This is a genomic window from Sporosarcina sp. G11-34 (genome assembly GCF_026931025.1).
The window spans coordinates 87,105-111,767 of record NZ_JAHNZW010000003.1 but is presented as its reverse complement, the minus strand read 5'-3'; the positions used below and the strand labels follow the sequence as shown (position 1 = coordinate 111,767).

General features: G+C 39.2%; 24 protein-coding genes. 7 read left to right on the top strand and 17 right to left on the bottom strand.

Features of this window, described 5'->3' with window-relative positions; genetic code table 11:
* Positions 1-62: 62 nt before the first annotated feature.
* Together KSU66_RS04755 and KSU66_RS04750 are read right to left on the bottom strand one after the other, a co-directional pair.
* Positions 63-749: a GNAT family N-acetyltransferase gene (locus KSU66_RS04755; protein WP_269050274.1), complete on the bottom strand. Its 687-nt coding sequence runs from the start codon at positions 747-749 to the stop codon at positions 63-65.
* Positions 746-1,858 carry a mandelate racemase/muconate lactonizing enzyme family protein gene (locus KSU66_RS04750; RefSeq protein WP_269050560.1) on the bottom strand — a complete coding sequence of 371 codons (1,113 nt, stop codon included), beginning with the start codon at positions 1,856-1,858 and terminating at the stop codon, positions 746-748. Before KSU66_RS04750 ends, KSU66_RS04755 begins: the two co-directional genes overlap by 4 nt.
* Before the next feature lie 81 nt (positions 1,859-1,939).
* Here KSU66_RS04750 and KSU66_RS04745 point away from each other — a divergent pair, with 81 nt between their 5' ends.
* Entirely contained in the window at positions 1,940-3,190 is a 1,251-nt protein-coding gene (locus KSU66_RS04745) for an HTH domain-containing protein (RefSeq protein ID WP_269050273.1), read from the top strand.
* Positions 3,191-3,237: 47 nt separating this feature from the next.
* On the opposite strand, the gene nhaC is transcribed toward KSU66_RS04745, so the two are convergent.
* The 3 genes from nhaC to corA form a co-directional block, all read right to left on the bottom strand.
* A complete protein-coding gene (nhaC, locus tag KSU66_RS04740) occupies positions 3,238-4,689 on the bottom strand; it encodes a Na+/H+ antiporter NhaC (RefSeq protein ID WP_269050272.1) in 1,452 nt (483 codons plus the stop codon).
* A 153-nt stretch (positions 4,690-4,842) separates the two neighbouring features.
* Complete coding sequence (locus tag KSU66_RS04735) at positions 4,843-5,625, bottom strand: ABC transporter ATP-binding protein (RefSeq protein WP_269050271.1); 783 nt, start codon at positions 5,623-5,625, stop codon at positions 4,843-4,845.
* A 35-nt stretch (positions 5,626-5,660) separates the two neighbouring features.
* The gene (gene corA, locus KSU66_RS04730) at positions 5,661-6,623 is read right to left on the bottom strand and encodes a magnesium/cobalt transporter CorA (RefSeq protein WP_269050270.1); all 963 of its coding nucleotides are present in this window, start codon (positions 6,621-6,623) and stop codon (positions 5,661-5,663) included.
* A 249-nt stretch (positions 6,624-6,872) separates the two neighbouring features.
* On the opposite strand from corA, the gene KSU66_RS04725 reads away from it, so the two are divergent.
* Complete coding sequence (locus KSU66_RS04725; protein ID WP_269050269.1) at positions 6,873-7,778, top strand: AEC family transporter; 906 nt, start codon at positions 6,873-6,875, stop codon at positions 7,776-7,778.
* A 79-nt stretch (positions 7,779-7,857) separates the two neighbouring features.
* Here the strand turns inward: KSU66_RS04725 and KSU66_RS04720 are convergent, their stop codons facing one another.
* The 4 genes from KSU66_RS04720 to KSU66_RS04705 all read right to left on the bottom strand — a co-directional run bounded on the left by KSU66_RS04720 (position 7,858) and on the right by KSU66_RS04705 (position 11,142).
* Entirely contained in the window at positions 7,858-8,982 is a 1,125-nt protein-coding gene (locus tag KSU66_RS04720) for a YeiH family protein (protein ID WP_269050268.1), read from the bottom strand.
* Between the two features lie 153 nt (positions 8,983-9,135).
* Positions 9,136-10,152, bottom strand: coding sequence for an LLM class flavin-dependent oxidoreductase (locus tag KSU66_RS04715; RefSeq protein WP_269050267.1), 1,017 nt, complete (start codon positions 10,150-10,152; stop codon positions 9,136-9,138).
* Positions 10,153-10,381: 229 nt separating this feature from the next.
* The gene (locus KSU66_RS04710; protein ID WP_269050266.1) at positions 10,382-10,699 is read right to left on the bottom strand and encodes a spore coat protein; all 318 of its coding nucleotides are present in this window, start codon (positions 10,697-10,699) and stop codon (positions 10,382-10,384) included.
* Positions 10,696-11,142: a hypothetical protein gene (locus KSU66_RS04705; RefSeq protein ID WP_269050265.1), complete on the bottom strand. Its 447-nt coding sequence runs from the start codon at positions 11,140-11,142 to the stop codon at positions 10,696-10,698. The genes KSU66_RS04710 and KSU66_RS04705 overlap by 4 nt, the downstream gene beginning before the upstream one ends.
* 233 nt (positions 11,143-11,375) lie before the next feature.
* Between KSU66_RS04705 and KSU66_RS04700 the strand changes: the two genes are divergently transcribed.
* Both KSU66_RS04700 and KSU66_RS04695 read left to right on the top strand, forming a co-directional pair.
* On the top strand, positions 11,376-12,053 hold the full coding sequence (locus tag KSU66_RS04700) for a DUF3862 domain-containing protein (protein ID WP_269050264.1): 678 nt from the start codon (positions 11,376-11,378) through the stop codon (positions 12,051-12,053).
* Between the two features lie 147 nt (positions 12,054-12,200).
* On the top strand, positions 12,201-13,001 hold the full coding sequence (locus KSU66_RS04695) for an MOSC domain-containing protein (RefSeq protein ID WP_269050263.1): 801 nt from the start codon (positions 12,201-12,203) through the stop codon (positions 12,999-13,001).
* Positions 13,002-13,048: 47 nt separating this feature from the next.
* On the opposite strand, the gene dacB is transcribed toward KSU66_RS04695, so the two are convergent.
* From dacB to KSU66_RS04670, 5 genes are all read right to left on the bottom strand, one after another.
* Positions 13,049-14,548: a D-alanyl-D-alanine carboxypeptidase/D-alanyl-D-alanine endopeptidase gene (dacB, locus tag KSU66_RS04690; protein ID WP_269050262.1), complete on the bottom strand. Its 1,500-nt coding sequence runs from the start codon at positions 14,546-14,548 to the stop codon at positions 13,049-13,051.
* A gap of 241 nt (positions 14,549-14,789) precedes the next feature.
* Complete coding sequence (locus KSU66_RS04685) at positions 14,790-15,203, bottom strand: hypothetical protein (protein ID WP_269050261.1); 414 nt, start codon at positions 15,201-15,203, stop codon at positions 14,790-14,792.
* A 204-nt stretch (positions 15,204-15,407) separates the two neighbouring features.
* Complete coding sequence (gene exaC, locus KSU66_RS04680) at positions 15,408-16,931, bottom strand: acetaldehyde dehydrogenase ExaC (protein WP_269050260.1); 1,524 nt, start codon at positions 16,929-16,931, stop codon at positions 15,408-15,410.
* 66 nt (positions 16,932-16,997) lie between these two features.
* Entirely contained in the window at positions 16,998-17,357 is a 360-nt protein-coding gene (locus KSU66_RS04675) for a cupin domain-containing protein (RefSeq protein ID WP_269050259.1), read from the bottom strand.
* A gap of 52 nt (positions 17,358-17,409) precedes the next feature.
* The gene (locus KSU66_RS04670) at positions 17,410-18,732 is read right to left on the bottom strand and encodes a flavin monoamine oxidase family protein (RefSeq protein ID WP_269050258.1); all 1,323 of its coding nucleotides are present in this window, start codon (positions 18,730-18,732) and stop codon (positions 17,410-17,412) included.
* Positions 18,733-19,083: 351 nt separating this feature from the next.
* Here KSU66_RS04670 and KSU66_RS04665 point away from each other — a divergent pair, with 351 nt between their 5' ends.
* Entirely contained in the window at positions 19,084-19,830 is a 747-nt protein-coding gene (locus KSU66_RS04665) for a helix-turn-helix transcriptional regulator (RefSeq protein WP_269050257.1), read from the top strand.
* A 487-nt stretch (positions 19,831-20,317) separates the two neighbouring features.
* Here the strand turns inward: KSU66_RS04665 and KSU66_RS04660 are convergent, their stop codons facing one another.
* Entirely contained in the window at positions 20,318-20,635 is a 318-nt protein-coding gene (locus tag KSU66_RS04660) for a YnfA family protein (RefSeq protein ID WP_443028936.1), read from the bottom strand.
* Positions 20,636-20,829: 194 nt separating this feature from the next.
* Here KSU66_RS04660 and KSU66_RS04655 point away from each other — a divergent pair, with 194 nt between their 5' ends.
* Positions 20,830-21,639 carry a S1C family serine protease gene (locus KSU66_RS04655; protein WP_269050256.1) on the top strand — a complete coding sequence of 270 codons (810 nt, stop codon included), beginning with the start codon at positions 20,830-20,832 and terminating at the stop codon, positions 21,637-21,639.
* Positions 21,640-21,690: 51 nt separating this feature from the next.
* On the opposite strand, the gene KSU66_RS04650 is transcribed toward KSU66_RS04655, so the two are convergent.
* Positions 21,691-22,974 (bottom strand): MFS transporter, encoded by a 1,284-nt coding sequence (locus KSU66_RS04650; RefSeq protein ID WP_269050255.1) that lies wholly within the window; start codon positions 22,972-22,974, stop codon positions 21,691-21,693.
* Positions 22,975-23,136: 162 nt separating this feature from the next.
* Between KSU66_RS04650 and KSU66_RS04645 the strand changes: the two genes are divergently transcribed.
* The gene (locus KSU66_RS04645) at positions 23,137-23,646 is read left to right on the top strand and encodes a ferritin (protein WP_269050254.1); all 510 of its coding nucleotides are present in this window, start codon (positions 23,137-23,139) and stop codon (positions 23,644-23,646) included.
* A gap of 75 nt (positions 23,647-23,721) precedes the next feature.
* Here the strand turns inward: KSU66_RS04645 and KSU66_RS04640 are convergent, their stop codons facing one another.
* Positions 23,722-24,627, bottom strand: a complete 906-nt coding sequence (locus KSU66_RS04640) for an exonuclease domain-containing protein (protein ID WP_269050253.1) — start codon at positions 24,625-24,627, stop codon at positions 23,722-23,724.
* Positions 24,628-24,663 lie beyond the last annotated feature (36 nt).

Genomic DNA, 24,663 nt, shown 5'->3' with positions numbered 1-24,663 from the left:
TCCAGTGAAGGCTAGCCCTAGCGTTTTTAGTAGGATTCTTTATTTCAAAGCATATAAATCCTTCATCTTTCTAAACGGACAACCCATTGTTCATCAATGTATTCCATTCCAGTACCAATCCAGCCATCTTGCAATAATCGTTGTTGCTCCTCGGTATTCGCCATTTCAACCGAACAACTTGTCGTATAGTTGTTCATCACAACGGGTTGCTTGAGATCTTTCACCAAAATATACCTAAGCAAGTTACCGTACTTTACTTTTAGCGACACGATTTGCATACCGTGTGTGAACTTATCTTTTAAACTCGCAATGTTAAATGGGGCTACAGTTGTACAAATGTAACGAAACCGTTCTTGGTCCACTTCTTCGAAAAGGTGTTTTCCCAATACGACTTGCAAATTATTCCCTCTGAAATTGGGGTCCACATTCGTTATTTCTGAATATAACACGAGCGGCAACTCATCTTTTGACAATCCCGCATCGATTCCTAGATGCTCTTTGTCATCTACTTCCGGCTCGAGCATCGCCCGAAATGCAATTAGTTGTTCATCGGCATACGCGCCAATCATTGGTCCTTTACCGTTTAAAATCGTAAGAAACTCTTCTTCCGTCAATGGCTGTAAAAATCCGCCGGTAGCCAATGAGTCGATTACTTTTTGCTGCAGTGTAAGAATCTCACTGAGGTGATCGGCTTCTAATCGTACAATTGTAATGTCGTTACCATTTTTTAACGTATGCTTTATTTTCACAGACTCACCTTTTCCGAAAACACGGTAAGTTCCCGCAATACTTGCTCGTCAATATCGATTCCCAACCCAGGCTTGCCATTCAAACGGATGAATGGAACATCATAATGTAAATTGCCAACGTCTTTGCTAAATTTAAGTGGCCCTGTTAATTCGACACTTGTAATAATCTTTTTTGAAAATGCGACATGGTAACCGGCTGCTGATCCAATCGACGATTCGACCATCGAACCTATTTGACACTCGATTCCAGCCATTTCCGCCATATGTGCAAGTTTTGTCGCTGGATAAATACCACCGCATTTCATCAGCTTAATATTCACTTTATCCGCAGCACGTTTTGCAATGATTTCTTGCATATCACGCACACCGCGTAAACCTTCGTCTATCATCATTGGCGTAGACGATTTAGATTTCACCTCGACCATTCCATCGATGTCGTCGGCACGTACAGGCTGCTCCAGCCAATCGAGTGAACAATGCTCTAGTTTTTGAAGACCTTGTAGTGTGTTTGCGCTTGTTCCCCATCCTTGGTTCACATCGACTCGAATCGCAATGTCTTCACCTACACGTTCACGTACCGCTTGAATACGCTCTACGTCTTCTGAAACTTTCGTTCCAACCTTCATTTTCATCGAACGGTATCCTAGTGCTACTCGTTCTTCAGCTTCGTTCGCCATTGCTTCAGGATCCCCAATACTTAGCACATGCGTAATAGGAAATTCCTTATGGTATCTACCCCCAAGAAGATCATAAACAGGGACGCCCAAAGTTTTACCCGCCACATCATAACAAGCAATATCTATGGCTGCTTTTGCAGTCGGAGCACCGTAAATTTCGGCATCCATCAGATCATGAATGCGCTCCATATTCATTGGATTTTCACCTAATAATTTGGGAGCAAGGGTATTTTTCAAAATTGCGAATGTACCTTCCCAGCTCTCGCCAGTTACATGTTCGTCCGCAACGCTTTCTCCATAACCAACAATCCCTGTGTCTGTTGTGATTTTCACAATAATAGAAGGCATATAATCATACGTTGCATAGCTAATTACAAATGGTTCATAGAGTGGTAAGTGAATTGCATACATTTCAATTTCAGATATTTTCATCATCAAAATCCTTTCTATTGGCAAAGTATTGTATTCATTGTATCATTGTCGTTAAATAGTCGCTAATGAAGGAGGCTTATTGTGAAAATAAAAATTGCAATCATCGGGTCCACTGATTTTTGTCATCGTACAGAACGACTTGTTGCCAATCGAAAAGATATTGAACTCAATTGCTATAGCTACAGCGAGCCAAAAGAAGCTCCTAGTTTACTAAAGACACTAAAACCATGTGATGCCATTCTATTTTCGGGGTCGCTTCCATACTTTTACGTAAAAGATATGCTTCAAACAATTCCAATGCCGGCCCTTTATCTGCAACAAGACGAAACCGCCGTGGCGATTACATTACTTCATATAGCTACACAAGGTTGGAAAGATCTAAGTCGTATATCTATCGATGTGCGTGACCAATCCTACATTGAACATGTGTTAAGTGATTTGGAACATACCAATCAGCTACCTTTCATCCATTTACTGAAAGATGATGAAAAGATTGAAGCAATTACTTCCTACCATCAAACGCTATTTTTACAAGGCAAAATAGATATGGCCATTACAAGTGTCCATGCTGTTTTCCAACAGTTACAACTACAAAACATACCAACTCATAAGATGATTGACCCCGAAAGTTCAATACTACGATGCATTGAACAAGCGAAACAGCAAGCTCTGTTACAAAAGAGTAATTCTGCCCAGATTGCAATCGGAGTTGTGAAAGCAATCTCCGCGGAACAAGATCTTAAGGCGTCTGTCGAGAGAATTGCATCTATTATGCAAGCCCACTGGAATGCCCAAGATGGACAATATACGCTGTACACATCGATGGGACATATCGAATACGCTTTGAAAACGAGTGAATTTCTATCCATATTTCAGTCGCTTGAAGGCAAAGCCAAGATCGCATTTGGCTACGGGGTATCGATTGTAGACGCCACTGAAAATGCTAATTTGGGGCTTAACCTTATAAAAGAAAGTGATGGCCATAGTTTTTATGTACTGGATTCAAACAAAAAACTATATGGCCCATATCCTCAATCTGATGCAAAAATTGAAATGAAAAACACGGAACCTAAACTTGTTGAAATGGCGGAAAAAACAAAACTAAGCCCTTCCAATATTTCAAAGTTGGTGCACTACAGTCAAACGCGACAAACGAAGCAATTTACAGCAAATGATTTAGCGCTTTACTTAAACGTCTCACGAAGAACCGCGGAGCGTACGATAAAAAAACTTGTCGAATGTAACTATGCAAAAATAATTGGTGAAGAAATGACCTATCACCAAGGCAGACCTCGTGCTTTATATGAGTTCAACTTTCATACTTATGTATAAGAAAAATGGAAAGCTCACAAAATAGATGTGAACTTTCCATTTTTCATTCAAGCTATGTTCAATTCTTTTTGTAGTTTTTCTTCCTTTAATTCGTCAGCCGCAAGTTTGTCTTTTTCTTCTTGTGTCAGTTTAACAATCGTAAATCCGGTTACTGCATAAAGAATTGAAAGTAACGGAACAGCGAAATTTAATATGGCATAGGGACCATATTCGAAAACACTAACGCCCAATGTACCTAATATGAACACACCACACGTATTCCATGGGATGAAAACCGAAGTTAGCGTTCCGCCATCCTCAAGTGCACGTGACAAGTTTTTCGAATGCAATCCCATATTCTGATACGCCTTACTAAACATCCTTGACGGAACGACAATTGAAATATACTGCTCTGAACATGAAGCATTCGTTAAGAAACACGCCGCAATCGTTGAAGTGATTAAAGATGCCGATGACTTCACGACTTTCATCAGCTGATTCATCAATGCCTGAAGCATCCCCGAGAACTCTAAAATTCCGCCAAATGTCATCGCAATAATGGTCAGTGAAACAGTAAACATCATTGATTCTACTCCACCGCGATTAAATAATTCATCGACCATTACATTGCCCGTCGCAATAGTAAATCCACTTTGTAACGCCTCTATCCCACCTGCAAGAGAACCACCTTGTATAAAGATTTGGGATAAGTATCCAAGGATTATACCTACAACAAGTGCCGGTATTGCGGGCACTTTCAAAGCAACTAAGACAATAACCGCCAGTGGTACTAACAAAAGCCACGGCGAGATGACAAAACTCTCCTGCATGACTTTTGAAGTTTGCGCAATTTCAAATGCTTCAATTTGATTTCCAGCAAAACTTCGACCCAAAAATGCATAGACTCCCAATGCAATTAGCAAGCCCGGAATCGTCGTGTAAAACATATGCTTAATATGGTCGAATAAGTCTGTACCCGTCAATCCAGCTGCTAAGTTTGTAGTGTCCGATAGTGGTGACATTTTGTCGCCAAAATAGGCTCCTGAAATAATTGCACCTGCAATCATTCCCGCAGGAACTCCCATACTCAAACCAATACCCATCCCTGCTACACCAATTGTTCCCATCGTTGACCATGAACTTCCAATTGCTAAAGAAACAATCGTACAAATAAGACAAATCGCAACTAAGAACCAGGAAGGGGTAATAATTTTCAAACCATAATAGATCATCGTGGCTACAATTCCCCCGCCCATCCAAGCCCCAATTATTAACCCTACTAACATAATAATAACAACCGCTGGAAGTGCCAAACGGATTCCCTTATACATCATTTCCTCAATTTCTTTCCACTTGAATCCCATCTTCCAAGCAACTATTGCCGCAGTTGCTGTTCCAATCATTAATGGAACATGGGGATCTTGTTTCAATTTAACAATCGTAAAAATCATCACAACAATCATCACAATCAATGGAAGTAATGCCATCCAAAAACCAATCTTTTTTTCTTGTTGTTCCATATAAAGGTCCTCCTGCTCCTAAGTATTTAGAAAATTATAAGTATTGTCGTTATATAGTCGTTAATAGTTATAATAAGTGCTGTCTGAACCAAAGTCAACAGCACCCCCGGCATTTTTTGTAAGCGATTTCATCTGTTTCATTCAAAATACGTACTATTTTTTCACCGTAAGCCATGGACGTTCATCTTCCCAGCCGATATGCACGGGTACTTGGTATGTTTCACTTAGTAAATCATCCCTTACGACGTCTTTCTTTGGCCCTGCCGCAATAATTTCCCCATCCTTAAGAAGTAGTACATGTGAAATTCCTTCGACAAACTCTTCAATATGATGAGTCACATAAACGATATGGCATTCGTTTTTCATAATCTCATTTATCGATTGTAAGAACTGCTCACGTGAAAGTAGATCTAACCCTGAACACGGCTCATCTAAAATAAGTAGTTCGGGATCACTCATTAACGAACGGGCGATGAGTACCCTTCTTTTCTCCCCTTCAGACAGTAACTGATACCGCTTCCCTTTCAAATACGTTAAACGCAAGCGCTCTAGAAGAGAATTCGCCTTCTCCCAATCCTCCTTAGCCACTTGTTCATACAGTCCAAAACTCGCAAATTTACCGCTCACTACAACCTTTTCCATCATTTCATTGTTAAAGTACTGGGAAAATCGATCCAATGAGTTGCTGACGAATCCGATTTTTTTGCGAAGTTCTGGTAAGTTGGTTTTTCCAAATAGATTTCCTAATACACTCACTTCACCCGATGACGGAAATTGGTAACCAGATACGATATTCAAGAGAGAAGTTTTCCCTGATCCGTTCAATCCTAAAATTCCCCATTGCTCATTTTTCTGAATCGACCAATTGATATGACGTAATATCTCTCGCCCATCTCTTGTAAAAGATACATTTTTCAAAGAAACTATTTCTTCCATGAAAACCCCTCCAGTTTAATGATAATTTCCTTGGTTTACGATTTAAACAAACGAAGCCATCCTTTACGCTTAAACCACAACAACATAGTCCCCCCAATTATAAGCATACCAATTATGACAACTGGATAACTATACCGCCACTTCAGTTCTGGCATGACCTCAAAGTTCATGCCGTAAATCCCCGCAATAAACGTCAGTGGAATAAAAACAGATGAGATAATCGTAAGAATCATCATAATTCGATTCATCTGATTCGAATTAATGGATAATTGACTGTCCCTTATATCAGCTGTCAGTTCCCTATTTGATTCCAATATATCCCCTAACCTCAGCAATTTATCGTATATATCACTATAGTAAGCGCGCTCATTTGTGGACAGCCCTAGCCGTTCAGAACTAATCATTCGATGCAAAAGCTCGCGCATTGGCAAAATAGTGCGTCGTAACTTAAGTAAGTTGCTTCGAACATCAAATACAGAATCCATAGATAGATGCACGGTTGAAGGGGAAAGAGTGTCTTCAATCTCATTCAAATTATCTTCAATTTTATATAGAATTGGAAAGTAATCATCGATGATTTCATCAATAATTTGGTGCGTAATTAAAACGTGGCCTTGCTCCCATTCGTTGGGGTATTGTGCTATTCTTTCACGAGCCCTTTCCAACTCCAGAACTTTTGTGTAATGAAAAGTTACAACGAAATTCTTTCCAAGAAAAAGATTCACTTCCTCTGCCTTTAGACTTTCATGACATATAGAATGCAGCACAAAGAAAATGTACTCATCATAGTGATCCATTTTTGGTCTTTGAAGCCGGTGAAAGCAATCCTCAATGGCAAGCGGATGGAAGTGAAAAAACGAGTGCAATAATAATTCCTCTTTTGCATCGGGCTGATCCAAATCAACCCAATACCATTTGAATGACTGAGTATGTATGTCTTCTAACGGGAAATCAAAAACCAGTTTATTTTCTTTCGTAAGCCCTATCGTCCGAATCAATGATAACCCTTCCTTCCATATATACTGTCACCATATAGTAATTGAATCTTACCAATAAACAGAAGCACGGCGCAAGCTCCCCAGTATATATGTTGAAATAAAGAATCCCATTGAATCCGCCACGGCACTTTTTTATATAAATCATCATGTGTTCAACATATATTTAAACATAAGATAACATTTTCAAAGTACCTGAATCCAAATTCCCTCTTGCATGCTATGATATGGAAAAGAGGGAGGGGAATAAGTTTGGATTTAATCTTAATTATTTTACCGGTATTCATCATCTTTTCAATTGGTTACATAGGTCAAAAAACAATTGGATTTGACATTAAATCCATTTCAACGGTAGCTCTTTATTTAATGTCCCCGTTTTTGGCATTTAGGACATTTTACACAAATGAATTAACGATGGACTATTTTTATATCATTTCATTTAGCTTAATTCTTACTTTTGTCCTTCTACTAGTTGTATGGATTACGGCATTACTTATGAAGTCCACGCGGTCGGAGTTATCAGCAATGATTCTTGGTGGCGTGTTCATGAACAGTGGAAACTATGGCGCACCCGTAGTTCTATTCGCTTTCGGAACTGTCGGGTTTGATTATGCAGTTATTATGATGGTTTTTCAGTCGTTGTTAATGAACAGCGTCGGCATCTTCTTTGCATCTATCGGCGGTGAGGAAAAAGCGACGTTGCGTCAATCCGTTCAACGTGTCATCCGGATGCCGCTTATCTATGCGGCCGTTGCTGGTATTCTTCTTCAATTGGTAAAAATAACGATTCCTGAAACATTAATGACGGGAATTAGCCTTGTTGCTGATGCATCTATTCCAACGGTTATGCTCGTTCTTGGTATGCAGCTCGCCGCGATTGCGAGAAAAAAGGTAGCTTATCGCTATGTTTCAGCGGTCGTTGTGATTCGTATGGTCTTGTCCCCGTTAATTGCATTTGGAATTCTATATTTCATGCCGGTGAACGATCTATTAAAAGCTGTGATCATTGTACAAGCATCCATGCCGGCTGCTGCAAATACGACGATGTTCGCCTTACAGTTCGGGACCGAACCTGATCTCGTATCATTTACAACATTTATTACAACCCTAATTAGCATCTTGACGATTCCCGTCGTATTGTGCTTTCTCGGTGTTTAATACGCAAAATAGCGAAAGACCACATTTGGATTTAATGTGGTCTTTCACTATTTATAGAGTAAGAAAAAGGGTTGTTAACCTAAACCACAATTAAATGACCAAAAAGAGATACAAATAACAAACTGACTGATCCAACAGATAATGCTGCAATCAATCCGATATAGAAAGGTTTTATCCCAAGCCCTTTGAAAACTTTAAAATTGGTCGATGATCCCACACCAGCCATAGCCAATCCGAGCATATATTTGGATCCAAATGAGCTCCAAGAATTATAAAATTCCGTCCACGTCGATGGATCAAGGAAACCAAACGCTGCACCCGTATTTGTGACCGTCACATCACCAATTGTTCGTATAAATGAAAGTACTAAAAAACCAATAACAAACAAGGGAATGAGCTTATACCATTTAGGTAATTCGTATTCATTTCCCTCTTCTTTTTTACCCTCACTTTTGAAAAAGAAATAAGAGACGAGCTGAATAACTGCAATAATAAATAGATTTCTCGTCAGTTTTGTAACCGTTGCAACGTCGACCGCCTTTTCCATATCATACATTTGGCTAAAAATTAAAGCCGCACCAGTAACTTGGGCCGTATCATGAATCGCAGTACCTAAAAACAACCCTGCTTTAATCGGATTGTTTGCGAAAAAAAGATTCGCTAAATACGGGTAAAACAACATTCCGACTAACCCAAAAATCGTTATATTTGCGACAGCATAGGAAATTTCATTATCCCTCGCTTTGACGACAGGTGAAACGGCCATAATTGCAGTGACTCCACAAATGCCAGTTCCACAAGCAATCAGCGTTCCCAATCGATTCGATTGATTCAACTTTTTTGTGAAATAGAGTGTAACAACTAACCCACAACTTATGCAGGCAATAATAAGTGGAAGCCCCCACGCCCCCAGTTTCAACGCTTCCGTAAGACTTAAGCGAAGGCCCAGTAAAATAATACCGGCACGCAATGCATATTTAACAGAAAACTGTACACCTTCAAGGAATATTGTAGACAATCCAATTATGTTCCAAATAATAATTCCTAGTAAAATAGCGACGAAAATTCCGGAGACTGGACTTGCACTTCCTTCAGGTAAGAGCCCAAGTTTCACAATGAACATTCCCAACAGATCCGCTGCATAAATACCAAACAATGTGACTACTAAAAAAATTAAAAGCCCAGGCAACGCTCTTGTAAGCATATTTGAATTTTTTTACGCCTTTTCCATATGTTCGCCCCCCATAACCCGAAAAGATTTCAATGTTCTTTATTCTTCATATAATACTAGGCAAACACCGAAAAATATCATTTACAAGAAAAAAACACAATCCGTTTAGGGATTGTGCTAGCCAATTCAATTCATCATTTCTGCAAGTATTTCATATGAATGAAGGCGATCTTCTTGATTGTAAATTTGGGTGTTAATAATAAGTTCATTGGCTTTTGTTTCATGAATAAAACTTTCAAGCTTTCGTTTAACGGTTTCGGGACTACCGACAATTGTTGTGCGTGGATCGAGCGTTTTCCCAATCGACGCTTTTTCATGAGGTGACCAATGTGCATCCATATTATCGACGGGTGGGCGTAGCAATGACGGCTTCCCTGTTGTAATACTTAAAAATTGCAACTGCTGTGAAGTTGCCAACCACTCGGCTTTTTCGTCCGTTTCGGCTGCAATCACATTTACGCCAAGCATTGCATACGGTTCTTTAAGAACTTTTGAAGGTTTAAAGTTTTGATGGTAAAGTTGCATCGCTTGTAATACGTATGCCGGTGCAAAATGACTTGCAAATGAAAACGGAAGTCCTTTATGCGCCGCAAGTTGTGCACTAAAGCCACTTGAACCAAGAAGCCATATCGGAATTTTCATGCCTTCTCCGGGCACTGCACGTACACGGGCTTCTGGATTCGCTTCAAAAAACATTTCCAGTTCAGCTAATTGTTCTGGAAAATCATCACCGCTACTTTGCAATGTGCGACGTAATGCATAAGCCGTCGCTTGATCTGAGCCAGGCGCCCGACCAAGTCCCAAGTCGATTCTTCCGGGATAAATAGATTCAAGTGTGCCGAACTGTTCGGCAATAACAAGCGGTGCATGGTTTGGAAGCATAATTCCTCCCGCGCCAACACGTATTCTTTCCGTCGCCCCCGCAATATGACCAATAAGTACAGACGTTGCGGAACTTCCGATGCCCGGCATATTATGATGCTCAGCTAACCAATAACGATTGAACCCCCACTTTTCAACATGTTGGGCAAGTTCCACACTATTTCTGTACGTTTGTCCGGTACTGCCACCTTCGATAATAGGCGCCGTATCTAGGACGGAAAGCGGGATATTGTTGAATTTCCTTACTTTATTAGACTGCAAATCTGTTCACTCCTTAGCTAATTCTTATCATGAATGATACCTATGTATGGAAAGTTCCACTATCAATTCGACTTCATTACTAACGGAACACCGCGCCTAATTCGCTTCGGCGCTTATTCTATAATATTTTACGATATATTATGAAGGTGAAAGAATTAGGTAAATGCACGTTAAATAACCCGTTCCTGGATAAACAAGCCCAGGAACGGGTTATTTTATGCGTTATTTATCATTTAAATTGTTGCCTGCTTTCATCGTACTGTCCTTTAAGCTCTTTGATTTCATCTGTGGTGGCTTGAGTAAACGAGCACCAGCCGTGCTGGAATTGTAAATCTAACAGTTTCCGATTTTGCTGTGAAATATCTTTAAACATTGTGAATAATAGCAAGTACAATTTTTCGCTACTTGCACTTTGCATCGACGCCGCGTACGAGTTACACAAGTTTTTTCCAGTTGAAAGTGCTGCATTAAGTAAATCATCATCATTAAATGTTGTTTTCTTTGAAAGCTCGGTTTTTGGGTTTTTAATTGTTTGAGAAGAATTCATTGGACATTGCCCCCATTTTCACTTAAAAAACCTAGTAAATTGTCATAGTGTTTCAAATAGATTTGACTTAATTCATCAAATTGATGTTTTAAATCTGGAAGTTGGCAATTTTGAGTGGCTTGCCGAATTTGTTTTACCGCAAGTAAATTCGAATTTAATAATTCTTTAATATGACCAATATCTATCGTTGAAATAATCATCGGGACCTCATAATAGCGACGTGCTTCTTGTACTGCATCTGTCTGCCCCTTTTTTTCAGATCCACTTTGTGTAGATTCCTCTTTCTCTTTCTCTGGGGCTTCTTGCTCTGGAGCTTCTTGCTCTCCTTCCTGCTTCTTTTTTTGCTGTTGTAATTGAATTTGCAGCTCTAATTGTTGGAGTTGGATTTGTAATTGTTTAAGTTGTTGTAGTTGCTCATTATTAGGTTGTTGGTCGTTATCCACTGTTTTTTCTCCTTTCGGCAAATCAAAACTTATATGTGTTGAAATAAAAAATCTTTTTCAATTCAGTATATGTAGTATGATTCCAGCCCTGAAAAATATACGTCGTGAATGAGGATACTTTGTTGAATGTCCAAATACTTGGGTCTTTTCACCTGAATTCTTTCGATATTTCCTTTTTCAACAAACGTTCTATTATAATTAGAATAAATGGTTAAATAAAGGGTGATTATTCCATGTTTAAATGGTTCAAATTCGGTGTAGTAAGTGTGACGGGTATTTTTGTCATTGTCGGTGTAATTATTGGCATCGCTTTGACGGTTCTTTTTAATTTATATATTGATCGGCAACAAAAAGAAATTAGCCCACCAATTTCTGAAGAGAAGACACAGCCAGCAAAATCAGATGATGATAGACAGTTTGATGAAAGAGAAGAGTCTTTCTTTGAAAAAGAAGTATTGAAGAAAGAAAACTATGAAAAACTACAGCGAGGAATTGATTACAACGAAGCTGTAAATATTCTTGGTGGAAACGGGACCCTTGAATCGGAAACAAAAAGCCGTGGCCATCACTCACTTTCCTATAAATTCGAAGAAGAGGACTGGGAAGGTATTCAAATTTCACTGAGATTCGTAAATGATGAACTTGATAGTAAAAGATATTATCATTCAACTACTAAAAAATCCGAGGCAATTATTACGGCAGATATTTTTGACCTTGTAAAGACAGGTATGACGTATGATGAAGTGAAAAAAATTACTGGAGGTGACGGGACCCTCAGATCCGACAGCGGTTTTGCTAACGAAGAATATCACAGACAGACATACCAATTTGACGGTGCATCTCGTCATTCGTCGGCCGATTTTACATTTGAAGAAGGTAAATTGGCAGCCAAATCCCAGTACGGATTATGATTACAGCGGCAACTTCCTATATTATAGGAGGTTGCCTTTTTCATTTCACACTAAGGAAGTCAATCTACAAACTACTAAACTTCTACTTGAATGAATATTCTATCAAAATGACGTATGCTAAATGTATGATTAAAGGAGGAATGGCTGATGAATGTAGCATCACTTTGGAGATATCCCGTCAAATCAATGATGGGGGAGGAACTGAATGCTTGCGAACTTACTGAAAAAGGGCTACTTGGTGACAGGACATATGGTGTAATTGACGAAGAAACGGGGAAACTGGCCAATGCGAAAAATCCTAGAAAATGGCCGGGTATGTTTCATTACCGCGCTTCTTTTACGGAACCCACTCAATTATCCGGGCCCATTCCACCTGTTCGGATTACTTTACCTAATGGACAAACTGTCATAAGCAACGAAGAAGATGTCAACGCTCGCTTAACCGAAAGCTTTCAAAGAGCTGTGACACTCTCTTCTCCATCGCTTGAAACCGTTGAATTTGAAGGGTATATTCCGGAAGATATTGAAGAACTAGACAACCCTGGAACTGTTTTTTCAAAAGCTTCACCAGAAGAAACTTTTTTTGATATAGCTATGGTTCATATCATTACAACTTCTACGATTGATATGCTTCGCAAGCTGACACCGAGTAGCCGAATCGAACCAAGACGATTTCGTCCAAACATCATTTTGGACGTACCAGGTGCTGAAGGCTTTGTAGAAGAACAATGGACAAATCGAATGCTAACGATTGGGGATAATGTCGTCTTGAAAATTATTCAGCCGACAAAAAGATGTGTTATGACCACACTCGCACAAGGTGATTTACCTAACGATCCAAACGTTTTACGAACACTTGCACAACAAAATAACGGAAACTTCGGAGTCTATGCAGAAGTCATTAAAACGGGGTCGGTCAAAATAGAAGACAAAGCCGTTCTTCAATAAGTAAAGCCCAAAAGTATTATACTTTTGGGCTTTCTTTTTAATAACTATTATTCGGCACTGTATTCAGCAATTGCGTTAGCAATCGCATCTTCAATCGGAGTCACTGTCGTCAAATCATTATTAATGAGTATCGAGAAGATCATCAGTTCCCCATCTTTTGTCGTAGCATACCCACCTAAAGCAGACACGCCCGTCAAGCTTCCTGTCTTCGCTGTTACATTACCTTTAGCGGCCCCACTTGTCATCCGATTTCTAAGCGTACCCCCGACTAGACGGTCTGCTTCCCCAGCAACCGGAATAGAAGTTAGGTACGTGTCATACCAACCTTCACTCTGTACTGCGTATAATAGCTGTGTAATTTCATGTGCTGGAATCAAATTCAAATGTGACATGCCGGATGCATCCCGTAATTGAACGGTCTTCGTATTGACACCTAAGTCAGCTGCTACATCTTCAATTATTACCATCCCAGCGTCCCAACTACCTTCGCCAGAAACAACTTGTCCCATCTCTTTTGCCAACACTTCGGCATGTCCGTTATTACTTAATTTCATGAACGGAATGAACAACTCACGCATTGGCATGGATTTTCGTTCAGCAAGCAACGTCGTACCTACAGGCGTTTTACCCATCTTCATTTTGTGATTACCAATCAACTGGATGCCTTGCGCCAAAAGAGCATTTTCAAACAGATCAAGCGCATAACCCGAAGGTTCCCATACTGCAATCCATTCGCGTGAACGCGTGCTTTCCAGCGGCATTTCTCCTTCAATAATAATATTATTCGAACCATGCTCACGTTCAATAGTTACTGTCTTTTTCTTATCCGCAGCTACTGTCGTCGTATTGTTAATAATATTGACGTATTCTGTTTGAGGTGTCAGCGTCACTTTCGTTTCCACACCTTCAGAATCACCTGGATTTACTTCCACAATAACCGATCCCGCGTCATAGTCTGCGTTTGGAGATGCAGTCAGCGCTGAAACTTGCGCCCCATAATAATAACTTTCATCGTCCCATGTAATGTCAGATGATAATCGAACATCATCATACCATGTATCATCGCCTATCAGATTACCCTTGATTTTCTGTATCCCTTTACTTTTCAGTTCTACTGCGAATTGTTCAAAGTCTTCCTGTAGTAATGTCGGATCTCCTTTTCCTTTCAAGTATAAATTTCCTTGAAGTACTTTCCCTTTTAGTGCACCATCCGTATGTACTTCGGTCGTAAATTGATAATCTTCGCCGAGTGTTTCAAGAGCGGCGGCCGCTGTAAATAACTTCATATTCGATGCAGGGTGTAGTCGTGTATCCCCAAAATGATCATAAACTATTTCGCCTGAATCGGCTTTTCGAACACTAACGCCTGTTGTAGCACCAGCAATCCGGTCATCTTGCATAATGACATTGATTTCATGTGCAAGCTCTGCATACGAATCATCTGCACCGACCGATAGTTCTAAATCACCTATTTCCATCGGGGATATAACCAACAACATCATTAAAAATAAAAGCACAGTAAACTTTAACGGATTCTTCCTTTTCATTTTTCTCTCTCCTTTGTCTATCAGACTATAAGAGAATACTATCACAAGTTAATGTCGAATCTTCTGATTATTATACAAATGATTCAATTAGCACAGTATTACTTGAAATGATAGACTAAAAAACCTATAGACCTTTGATTCCTTAGTATCTTTTCCGCCATAAAAATAACCGAGCACAAATTGCACCCGGTCAAATCTACTATCTATTTTCAAAATCCTCTATTTCTCAAATAAGATCATCTTACTTATGTGCATCTCCCAGATAGAAAATACTGCTCGGGTATTGCCAGAAGTCTTGTAAATCATCACGAACGCCTACAAGTAATTCCGAATAGTACAAGTAAACAGCTGGCGCTTCTTCCGCTAATTGATTTTGAACTTCTTTGTATAAGGCAAGGCGTGCATCCGAATCGGTTTCAACACGTGCCGCGGTTAACAATTCGTCAACTTTATCACTTTTCAAGAACAATCGGTTACCCGGTGCCCCGACATTCGAAGAGTGAAACATTGGATATAAAACGTAATCCGTATCTAATGTTACAGTTCCCCATGGACCGATAAACAATTCACTATGACCGTTTCGAGTTGCGTCTAGATATGCACCAGTTTCCATTGTATCAATGCTTACTTCAATTCCAAGGATCAAAGGTATCATGTCCTTCAAAAATCTGTCCACTTCTTCTAGTTAAGGAATTAAAACTTCTTCATCAATACTACTCCAATATGGTAAGTACGAGTTTAGTTGATTTGTTTTCAGTACAAAGTTTCATAAAAAAACCAATCTGAATGGGCTATAATAGCTCCATTTAAATTAGTGTTTTTGCAATCTATAGTTTTAATCAAATCGATTGAGCTCAATTTAATAGAAGCCTACGGGGCTAGTCTGTGTACTCAACAAAATATTTTTTGTTTGTTGGTAATGACTCAACATCATTTGATGGCCTTCCCGGCCAATCCCAGATGATTTATACCCACCAAATGCGGCATGAGCTGGATACGAATGGTACGAATTTGTCCAAACACGCCCTGCTTGAATTGATCGTCCCATTCTATACGCACGATTTAAGTCGCGAGTCCATACCCCGGCCGCTAAACCATACATTGAATCATTTGCAATTTCTAATGCTTCTTCTTCTGTTTTAAACGTAGTGACTCCAACCACTGGTCCAAAGATTTCTTCTTTAAAAATTCTCATGTCGTTAGTCCCTTTAAAGATTGTCGGTTTTACATAATAACCATCTCTAAGATCACCCTCAAGATTATTCCTTTCCCCCCCAATCAAGCATTCTGCTCCTTCTGCTTTACCGATTTCAATATAAGATAACACTTTTTCTAGTTGCTCTGTGGAGGCTTGGGCACCAATCATCGTTTCTAAATCTAAAGGATTTCCTTGCTTAATTTTCGCTGTTCTTTCTAATACCTTTTCCATAAACTTATCATAAATTGATTCCTGGATGAGAGCTCGTGATGGACAAGTACATGCCTCTCCTTGATTTAAAGCGAACATGACAAACCCTTCAACCGCCTTATCAAAAAATTCATCATCCGCGTCAGTGCAAACATCTGAAAAGAAAATATTGGGGGACTTTCCACCTAATTCAAGTGTCACAGGAATAAGATTTTGGGAAGCATATTGCATAATGAGTCGTCCTGTACTTGTCTCTCCTGTAAAGGCGATTTTTGCGATGCGATCACTTGTAGCAAGTGGCTTGCCGGCCTCTAGCCCGAATCCATTTACAACATTGACAACCCCTTCTGGAATTATATCTTGAATTAGCTCCATTAACACTAAAATTGAAACTGGCGTTTGTTCTGCTGGCTTAAGCACAACACAGTTACCCGCGGCTAAAGCAGGGGCAAGCTTCCATGAGGCCATTAAAAGTGGAAAGTTCCAAGGAATTATTTGCCCAACGACTCCTAACGGCTCATGATAGTGATATCCAATGGTTGTCCGGTCAATTTCACTAATACCGCCTTCTTGTGACCTGATTGCACTTGCAAAGTAGCGAAATTGATCAATTGCTAGCGGGATATCGGCAGCCAATGCTTCTCGAATCGGCTTCCCTTTCTCCCATGCTTCCGTAACTGCTAGCATTTCAAGTTTTTCTTCCATTCGGTCCGCGATTTTATTCAAAATACGTGCTCTTTCAGCGACAGATGTACTTCCCCATGAATCCTTCACTTTATGTGCGGCATCTAATGCCAATTCAATATCTTCGCTTGTTGAACGGGCAGCACTTGTGAAGGATTGTCCAGTTGCAGGAGCGATGTTTTCAAAATATTGGCCTTGAACGGGTGGCACCCATTTACCTCCAATAAAGTTATCATATCTCTTTTTAAAAGTTATTAAGGATCCTGGATTTCCTGGCGTTTCAAAAATCATCTTTATACCCCCTCTTGGATTTAAAAGGAAAAGAGCTAATCGTTACTAATTAGCTCTTTTCTTTTCTTAGGTTATAACAAAAAATTTACTGAAAGGTGTAATCGTTTTCCAATTCCCTGAAAATCCAGCTGCAAAAGAATATGAATTACCTGCTTCTATTTTTAAAACCTCACCATTTTTCAAAGTTAGTTCAGCCGCTCCATTTATAACGTGAAAGCTCTCGCTTCCAGCTACATTAAAGGGAATTCCATTTGGGTTCTCACCTGAAGTATGTTTCCATAACCCTGCAACTACCATTCCTCTTTCTTCTTCGGTCTGCCTTAATAATACAACTTGACCAGACTCTTCTCCTTCAATAAGATATGGCTCCCATTGCAATGCATTTTGTGATAGCTGAAAGATGTCTACTGTATTTATATTTGTCATTATGCTTCCTCCTCCTATAAATAGGCTTAACCCACAATAGATTCCCCTAACTTTATTTGCTGACGAGTTGTTTCTTCCCTTCTTTTAAATAGTGAGCAATCTTTTTACTCACTTTATAACCACTCTCAATTCCACCATCCATAAAGCCGCCCCAAAGATCTCCATAATCAGAACCTGAAACGAATATCCCACCCTCAGGTCTACCTAATTCAGCGTGATATTTTGTAAGTTGATTTGTCTTTCTCATTGACCATGTTTGACGAACAAGTTCATCATCAACCCAATTGTGGCCAGTACACTCAATCACTTCAATATCTGGGATCCAATGGCGTAGCGCTTGTTCAACTTCTTCTTTATTTTCAATATCTATTTTCGAAGCATCTGACCCAAAGGCTACAAGAAGTCCATTACCATTTTGATCAAATTCATACTGAACATAATTCAATGGATATTCCGCCGGGGCCATAGCCATAAAAGGCTTGGCGATATTCCGGACTTTCGCCCAAACCTTGACGCCTTGGGATGTTTGTTTTTCATCGGATATCGCACGTTTTCCTTTGGATAGAGCCGGTTTGAATTCAATATTATTCAACACATTCGTCGCTACGGTTACGACGACTGCCTTTGTAAAAAACGTATCGCCTTCTTTTGTTGTTACAAGATAACCCTCTTCATTTTTCTCCACTTTCGAAACGATTTTCTCAAATAATATATCGCCTTTAATATCACTTGCGATACAATCAATTAAAGACTTTGTCCCATTTTTCAATTTAAAATCAATCGTCGCTTCCATACAAAGTCTCCAATCATTATTAGAGACGGCTTGCCATCTAAATGCCTGCGTTAATCCACCATTTGCAAGGGGACCACAAAAGTATAGCGACCAGATGCTTTCTACCAAATCTTGCTCTCTTTTACTTAAATTCAATTCTGCCAATTTATCGGCAACTGAAAGATGATCAATCTCTTTTAACTTTTCTTCTTTTAAAAGTGGTTCTGATGGCTTCGGAAAATAATCCCTTACTTCTTCTGCAAACTTGTTCATCCCATGATCCATAATGTTGAATAACTCTTCAGGAGTTCCTTTTTCCAACTTATTGTCCGCAATCCAATAAGCTTCCTCGTAAGCCGGGGTTTCAACCGTTTCCAATCCATACCGTGTGATTTCTGCCCAAATATGGGGTTGAATCCAATGGACCCAAGTCCCACCCATTTCAAGATTTCTCCCAAGACGGTTATCGTACCAAGTCCGTCCCCCTAATCGGTCTTTCCCTTCAAGAACCAATGTTTTAAGGCCTTGATTACTTATTTCACGTGCTGACGTTACACCGGCAAAACCTCCACCAATAACAATGACATCATACTTAGCTTTCATAAAATAACTACCTCCATTTTCTTTTTTTATAATTGTGGAATAAATGATGCAAAATCATTTTACAAAAACAGGAATAGATATTTCTTTTGGGCTCTTGATTGCCATTAAAGTATTTAGGGATGGAAGGGACCTTTTTCCTTACCTCCTTCTTTTTTACAACAGATAATTTAATCATGGTTTACACTGGTTTACGTATAATCCCTTCTGCTACTACTCTAATGAAAAATATTACATTTAACCATTACCCATCCGGGCCATTTAATTAATAATTTGGATTAATCTAAATTATATGTGTTAATATTAAATTAATAATAGTAATAAGGAATAGGAGTGATTATCATTAGCAAATCTATGATAAGCGAAAAAAGTTATACGAAAGTACTATCATTTATAGACGATATATCTATAAGTGAAGAAAGTTTCGAGAAACAAGTATTATTAGCTTTTCAAAGATGGTTTGGTATTGATCAATCTTATTTTTGGCACTGTAAAGATAATAATTTAATAAACGCGGCAACTTTAAATTCACCTGAAAATTTACTAGAAGATTACTGCATGAATTATTCTGGACTAGATATTTTACGCCCCAATAATGTTATGCACAAAATAAATGAAAAAAGAGTCCTAGGGATTTTTGATATAAAAACGAAAGAAGAATATGAAAGAAGCGAATTTTACAATGACTTTATGAAGAAATACGGATTATATAATAATGCAGGTATCTTTCTACTTAATGATAATAAAATAATAGGATTAGTTGATTTGGCATCCAGTAAAAACGAAAAATTTATTAGTAATGATGACTTCATATCGATGGAGATCATCTCAAGATTTTTATCTCAAAAGCTATATAAACATCTTATTCCTAATGAAAACAATCAATCATCAACATTATTAAACAACTATATGAATATCTTGTCGACTAGAGAGTTCGATGTTCTTGAATTGGTTCAACTAGGCCATTCAAATAAAGAAATTGCCGAGCAACTATATGTAAGCGTTAACACAATCAAAAAGCATATTCAAAGCCTTTTTAAAAAACTCGGCGTAAATAATCGAACAAGCCTAACCTATAAAGTGAATACGCCTAAATACTAACCATTTAAACTCAAAATAACCCCAATTTAAGATTCGGCAGTTAATGATAACTTGGGTCGCTTTAGGTTCATACGCCTCTTAATCAGGTGCTAAGTCGAATAAGATTTTAGTTATAAAAAAGGACGGTAACGAATATTTCCATTACCCCCCTACTCCCTTTCCTATTTATGTGCATCCCGTAAGTAGAAAATACTACTTGGATATTTCGAAAACTTTTTAAATCATCACGAACGCCTACAAGTAATTCCGAATAGTAAAAGTAAGCAGCAGGTGCTTCTTCCGCTAATTAATTTTGAATTTCTTTGTATAAGGCAAGATGTGAATCGACTCCAATAATCGACTTTCCTTTTTTGATTCCAAATAGCTTTGTTAGAACTCACAGCTTCGACGTTGGAATTCGAACCCGCCTGGTTGGAACTCACGACCCCGACATTGGAATTCGAACCCGCTTAGTTGGAACTCACGATTTCAACATAATCCAACACCCTTAACTCCGAGGCGCCCATAGCATAACCGAAACCCCGATAATACAAATTAAAGCACCAGCCCAATCATAGACATCTGGGGTCTTCTTATCCACACCCCATCCCCACAAAACAGCAAGAACGACGAATACACCGCCATACGCAGCATACACTCTGCCGAATGTAGGAAAGGTTTGAAATGTAATAATAATTCCGTAAGCAATTAACACCATTCCACCAATAACGCCAAAACCGAATGGCTTACCTTCTCTGAGCCAAAGCCAAATTAAGTACCCACCGCCGATTTCGGCAAGCCCCGCTATCACAAATATTACCGCCACCAAAAGAATAATAACCACGTCCTTGAATTAATCTGGATTCGTATATTCAACGTATATAATATTCTATTCATAAGTATACCAGTTCAATTTACTTACACTCCCCGCTTTATTGTTATCCCTTTAGTACGTTTCAAGATTTCCTTTCACTCCATTGTGTATAATCAATAGTAACGATAATGTTTTGGAGTTAGGATGTGGTCTATATTTTCCCCAATGGAAAACAACAAGATAATATAGAAGAAATAGATGATGATGAACTGCAAGATCTTGTACTAATTGCGCAACAAAAGGCTCTTCAGAGAGCAGCAGAGGAAAAAGTAAATCCTAGAACGAGACGCCCTTTTCCTAAATGGATATTTTGGTTGCTTTCCATTGTGTTGGCGCTCAATACATTTGTCGTTATTTTTGAAATCTATTCCATACCAGCTATTGAATTTTTAAAAGCTTCCGCGAAATTATCGGCACAAGAAGATATTGCTTCCTATAAAAAATCCGTTGTCGTTATTAAGACAGATAACAGCAAAGGTACAGGCTTTTCCATATCTAGCGAAGGAACGATTCTAACGAATTATCATGTCGTTGAAGGCAGCGATACAGTTATGGTCACCTTTCCAGACGATGGTCGTTTTACCGCCAATGTAGTAGCCACATATCCTTCCGTCGATCTCGCCGTATTGGAAGTAAACGGTCACAATCTACCTCATTTACAACTTGCCGAGCAAACGACCTTCACAGATCATGAACCGATTAACTTCATTGGCAATCCACTTAGCTTTACAGGCATTGCAAATGAAGGAACGATTCTTGATTATACAAAATTAAGCGATTGGGAAAACCCAGTCGTCATGATGAAAGCACCGGTTTACCGTGGAAACAGCGGAAGCCCCGTACTCAATCGGGAAGGGCAAGTAATTGGTGTTGTCTTTGCCACATTAAATCATGAAACGTTCGGTAAAGTTGGACTGTTTGTACCTATTGATGAGTATTATCATGCCATTAACTAAAAATACGACCACCTACCCAACTTGGGCAGTGGTCGTTTTTCTTGTAAATAGTCACACAAGAATTTCTTTTCGTTTACTCTCCTTCTTTTTTTCATACAATCTTTTCGGGAGTTGAAAAGAAATGAAACTTGCGATAAATAAAACAACCGCTGCACTGCCGAATGATACCCAATGTGTATTAAATTTGTCGTATCCCCATCCGCCTAACAGTGAACTAATCGTCCCTGCGATTTGGTGGGAAAAATACGCCCATCCATACAATACACCAAGAAGACGTACCCCATAAATATCCGCCAAAATCGCAGAGGAGAGTGCAACACTACCCGCCCATACAAACCCCGCAATCAATGCGATCAGATAAAGTTGGTATGCAAAAGTAGCCCATACAAGGAAAACAAAGCCCAATCCTCTTATTAAATAAATAACTGAAAGAATATTTTTTCGGGGCACCCGGTCAGATAACTTCCCTAGTATAATTGTACTTGGAATCGCAACTAAACCAATCAATCCTACACCAAATGATGCAGTCATTTCTGAAAAACCATGATCGATTAACATTGGAACCCCGTGACTTCCCAATAAATTCATACTATACCCACAAGCAAATAATCCGAGACTTATTTGCCAAAAAGGTAATGTTTTAATCGCTTGGAGTACTGTTAGTTTCGGATGTGGGTCTTGTACGATACGCGGGGTCGTTTCAATAGTTCTTACACCTATCGTACTTGGTCCTTCATCTGCCCCTTCCGGCACATCCTCACGTATGATGAAAAGTGCTGTCGGTAAAACGAGGAGCACAAATACAATCGCAAAAATTAAAAACGTCTGCTGCCATCCAAATGCATTAATCAGCATCGTGTTAACAGGCGTCATAATAGCAATCCCCGCCATCGATCCAGTTGTTAAATAAAAGAGCGCTTGTCCCCGCCGTTTAACGAACCAACGTGCGATAAGTGGCGTTAAAGCAACCGGACTCGTTAATGCTAATCCTAATGATAAAAAGATACCGAAAGAAAGCAGCAAACTAATTGGTGTCTTTGAAAGCATCGTTCCTAAACTTGAAATGAAGACAATTACAGCACCCGTTAATAAAACAGTACGTGTTCCGAAGCGTCTTTCCATATACCCAGCCAACGGCATACCAACGCCGTAAACAAACATCCCCACCGCAACGATCATAGACAAGTTTGTCCGCGACATATCAAAATCTGCCAGCATCGGCAAAAAGAATGGACCAATACTCATTCGCATTCCGACCGTAATTAGCGTCAGAATGGCAGATGCAACGACAATATTCCAACCGTAATACCATTTCCCTTGAATCGGTTCCCCCATGTTTTTTCTTCCCTTCTTCAATCAAACATTCAACAATTACTTCTATCTTACCATATAATTTAGACCCAATCAGAAAAAATTCAGACAAACAAACTACGTGATTGCAATATCGGAATAGGTTATGCTAAAGACAGAACAGCTATAAAAGAAGGAGTTGGAAGCATGATTAGTTATAACTTAGCCGAAGCACTGAACCGCCAAATGAACAATGAGTTTGACGCAGCCCAATCCTATATGGCAATGGCAGCTTATTGTGAACATCGCAATTACGGGGGATTTGCAAACTATTATCTCCAACAAGCAGAGGAAGAACGCTTTCACGGTATGAAAATCTACAATTATTTAAATGACCGTGGAATCCAAGCAAAATTCTCAGCTACATCCGAACCAAAAATTGATTTTGAATCAATCTTGGATACGTTCGAATCTGGACTACAACAAGAAAAAATGGTTACGAAAAACTTCTATGAACTCACAGACTTAGCATGGGAAGAAAAAGAACATGCGACCATTTCATTTCTCAGATGGTTCTTGGACGAACAAGTAGAAGAAGAAGCATCTTTCGACACACATATCGAGTACTTAAAACGCATTGGTGAAGACAAAAATGCATTATTCATCTATGAAAAAGAACTTGGACAACGTCAATTTTCCCCTGAAACTGGAGAATAAGTTATAGAATTCACTTATCGAATTGAAACCGACCCTTTCGCATCCAGTGCGAAAGGGTCGGTTTTTCTATGTACGTTAAACGCCAACCATTCTCAAAAAGTCGCTTTCGCCTACAATTTGTATTGGATGACCGCTATTTATCAGCTCTTCTGTTTTCCTCATTTTTGTACTGCTAAACATCTCCGTAAAGCTTGTTAAATCATAGTCCCCGATCACTAAATAACTTGTATCTTTCGTCACGTTATTCTTGCAAATTCCACCGCATTTCACGACAAGTCGTGACGCTTCCCCACGAGTCATAGATTGCAATTTCCCTGTAAAAACAACATTCGCGCTAAATAATGGGTGCGATTCATCCATCCCCGTTTTCGAAGTTGGAGCCTTTACAGATTTCTTTCTTTTCTTTGTTCCAGCGGGTGTATACCCATCATACTTATGTACGCCAAGTTGTAAGTTATGCATATCTGATAACCCTTCGAGTGAATCCGTTTCACTATTCTCCAACGCGGCTAATGTCACTAACGCCGCTGCTCTGGCATCTTCCAATGCATCGTGATGTTTGAAGCTGATTCCTAAATAATCCGCCATTGTGGAAAGCTTATGATTGTAAAGCGAAGGCCACACCTTTTTGGAAAAAACATAAGAACAACCATACGTAAACGATGCATATGGTTCGTGAAATAAATTCAACGCATAACGCATGGCGCTCATATCGAAACTCGCATTATGTGCAATCAGCGTTTTGTTTTCAATCAATGTTTTAAATTCCGGCCAATATTCTTCAAAAGTTGGTGCACCTTGAACCATATCCTCGGTAATTCCGTGAATTTCAGTATTGAAGTACATAAACTCTTCCTGCGGATCTATGTACGTATGTATTTCTTCTTTAAGAACACCCTTTTCAACTATGACAATACCGACTGAACAAATACTCGCTCTCGAATCATTTGCGGTTTCAAAATCAATCGCTATAAAGTCCATTTGAAGTACCCCCTATCAATAATTATCCGGTCCCCT

Coding starts and splice junctions, on each gene's coding strand:
- KSU66_RS04750 (WP_269050560.1), bottom strand. CDS start 1,858: ATGAAAATATCTGAAATTGAAATGTATGCAATTCACTTACCACTCTAT.
- nhaC (WP_269050272.1), bottom strand. CDS start 4,689: ATGGAACAACAAGAAAAAAAGATTGGTTTTTGGATGGCATTACTTCCA.
- KSU66_RS04735 (WP_269050271.1), bottom strand. CDS start 5,625: ATGGAAGAAATAGTTTCTTTGAAAAATGTATCTTTTACAAGAGATGGG.
- KSU66_RS04720 (WP_269050268.1), bottom strand. CDS start 8,982: ATGCTTACAAGAGCGTTGCCTGGGCTTTTAATTTTTTTAGTAGTCACA.
- KSU66_RS04710 (WP_269050266.1), bottom strand. CDS start 10,699: ATGAATTCTTCTCAAACAATTAAAAACCCAAAAACCGAGCTTTCAAAG.
- KSU66_RS04700 (WP_269050264.1), top strand. CDS start 11,376: ATGTTTAAATGGTTCAAATTCGGTGTAGTAAGTGTGACGGGTATTTTT.
- KSU66_RS04695 (WP_269050263.1), top strand. CDS start 12,201: ATGAATGTAGCATCACTTTGGAGATATCCCGTCAAATCAATGATGGGG.
- dacB (WP_269050262.1), bottom strand. CDS start 14,548: ATGAAAAGGAAGAATCCGTTAAAGTTTACTGTGCTTTTATTTTTAATG.
- KSU66_RS04685 (WP_269050261.1), bottom strand. CDS start 15,203: ATGATACCTTTGATCCTTGGAATTGAAGTAAGCATTGATACAATGGAA.
- exaC (WP_269050260.1), bottom strand. CDS start 16,931: ATGATTTTTGAAACGCCAGGAAATCCAGGATCCTTAATAACTTTTAAA.
- KSU66_RS04675 (WP_269050259.1), bottom strand. CDS start 17,357: ATGACAAATATAAATACAGTAGACATCTTTCAGCTATCACAAAATGCA.
- KSU66_RS04670 (WP_269050258.1), bottom strand. CDS start 18,732: ATGAAAGCTAAGTATGATGTCATTGTTATTGGTGGAGGTTTTGCCGGT.
- KSU66_RS04665 (WP_269050257.1), top strand. CDS start 19,084: ATGATAAGCGAAAAAAGTTATACGAAAGTACTATCATTTATAGACGAT.
- KSU66_RS04650 (WP_269050255.1), bottom strand. CDS start 22,974: ATGGGGGAACCGATTCAAGGGAAATGGTATTACGGTTGGAATATTGTC.
- KSU66_RS04645 (WP_269050254.1), top strand. CDS start 23,137: ATGATTAGTTATAACTTAGCCGAAGCACTGAACCGCCAAATGAACAAT.
- KSU66_RS04640 (WP_269050253.1), bottom strand. CDS start 24,627: ATGGACTTTATAGCGATTGATTTTGAAACCGCAAATGATTCGAGAGCG.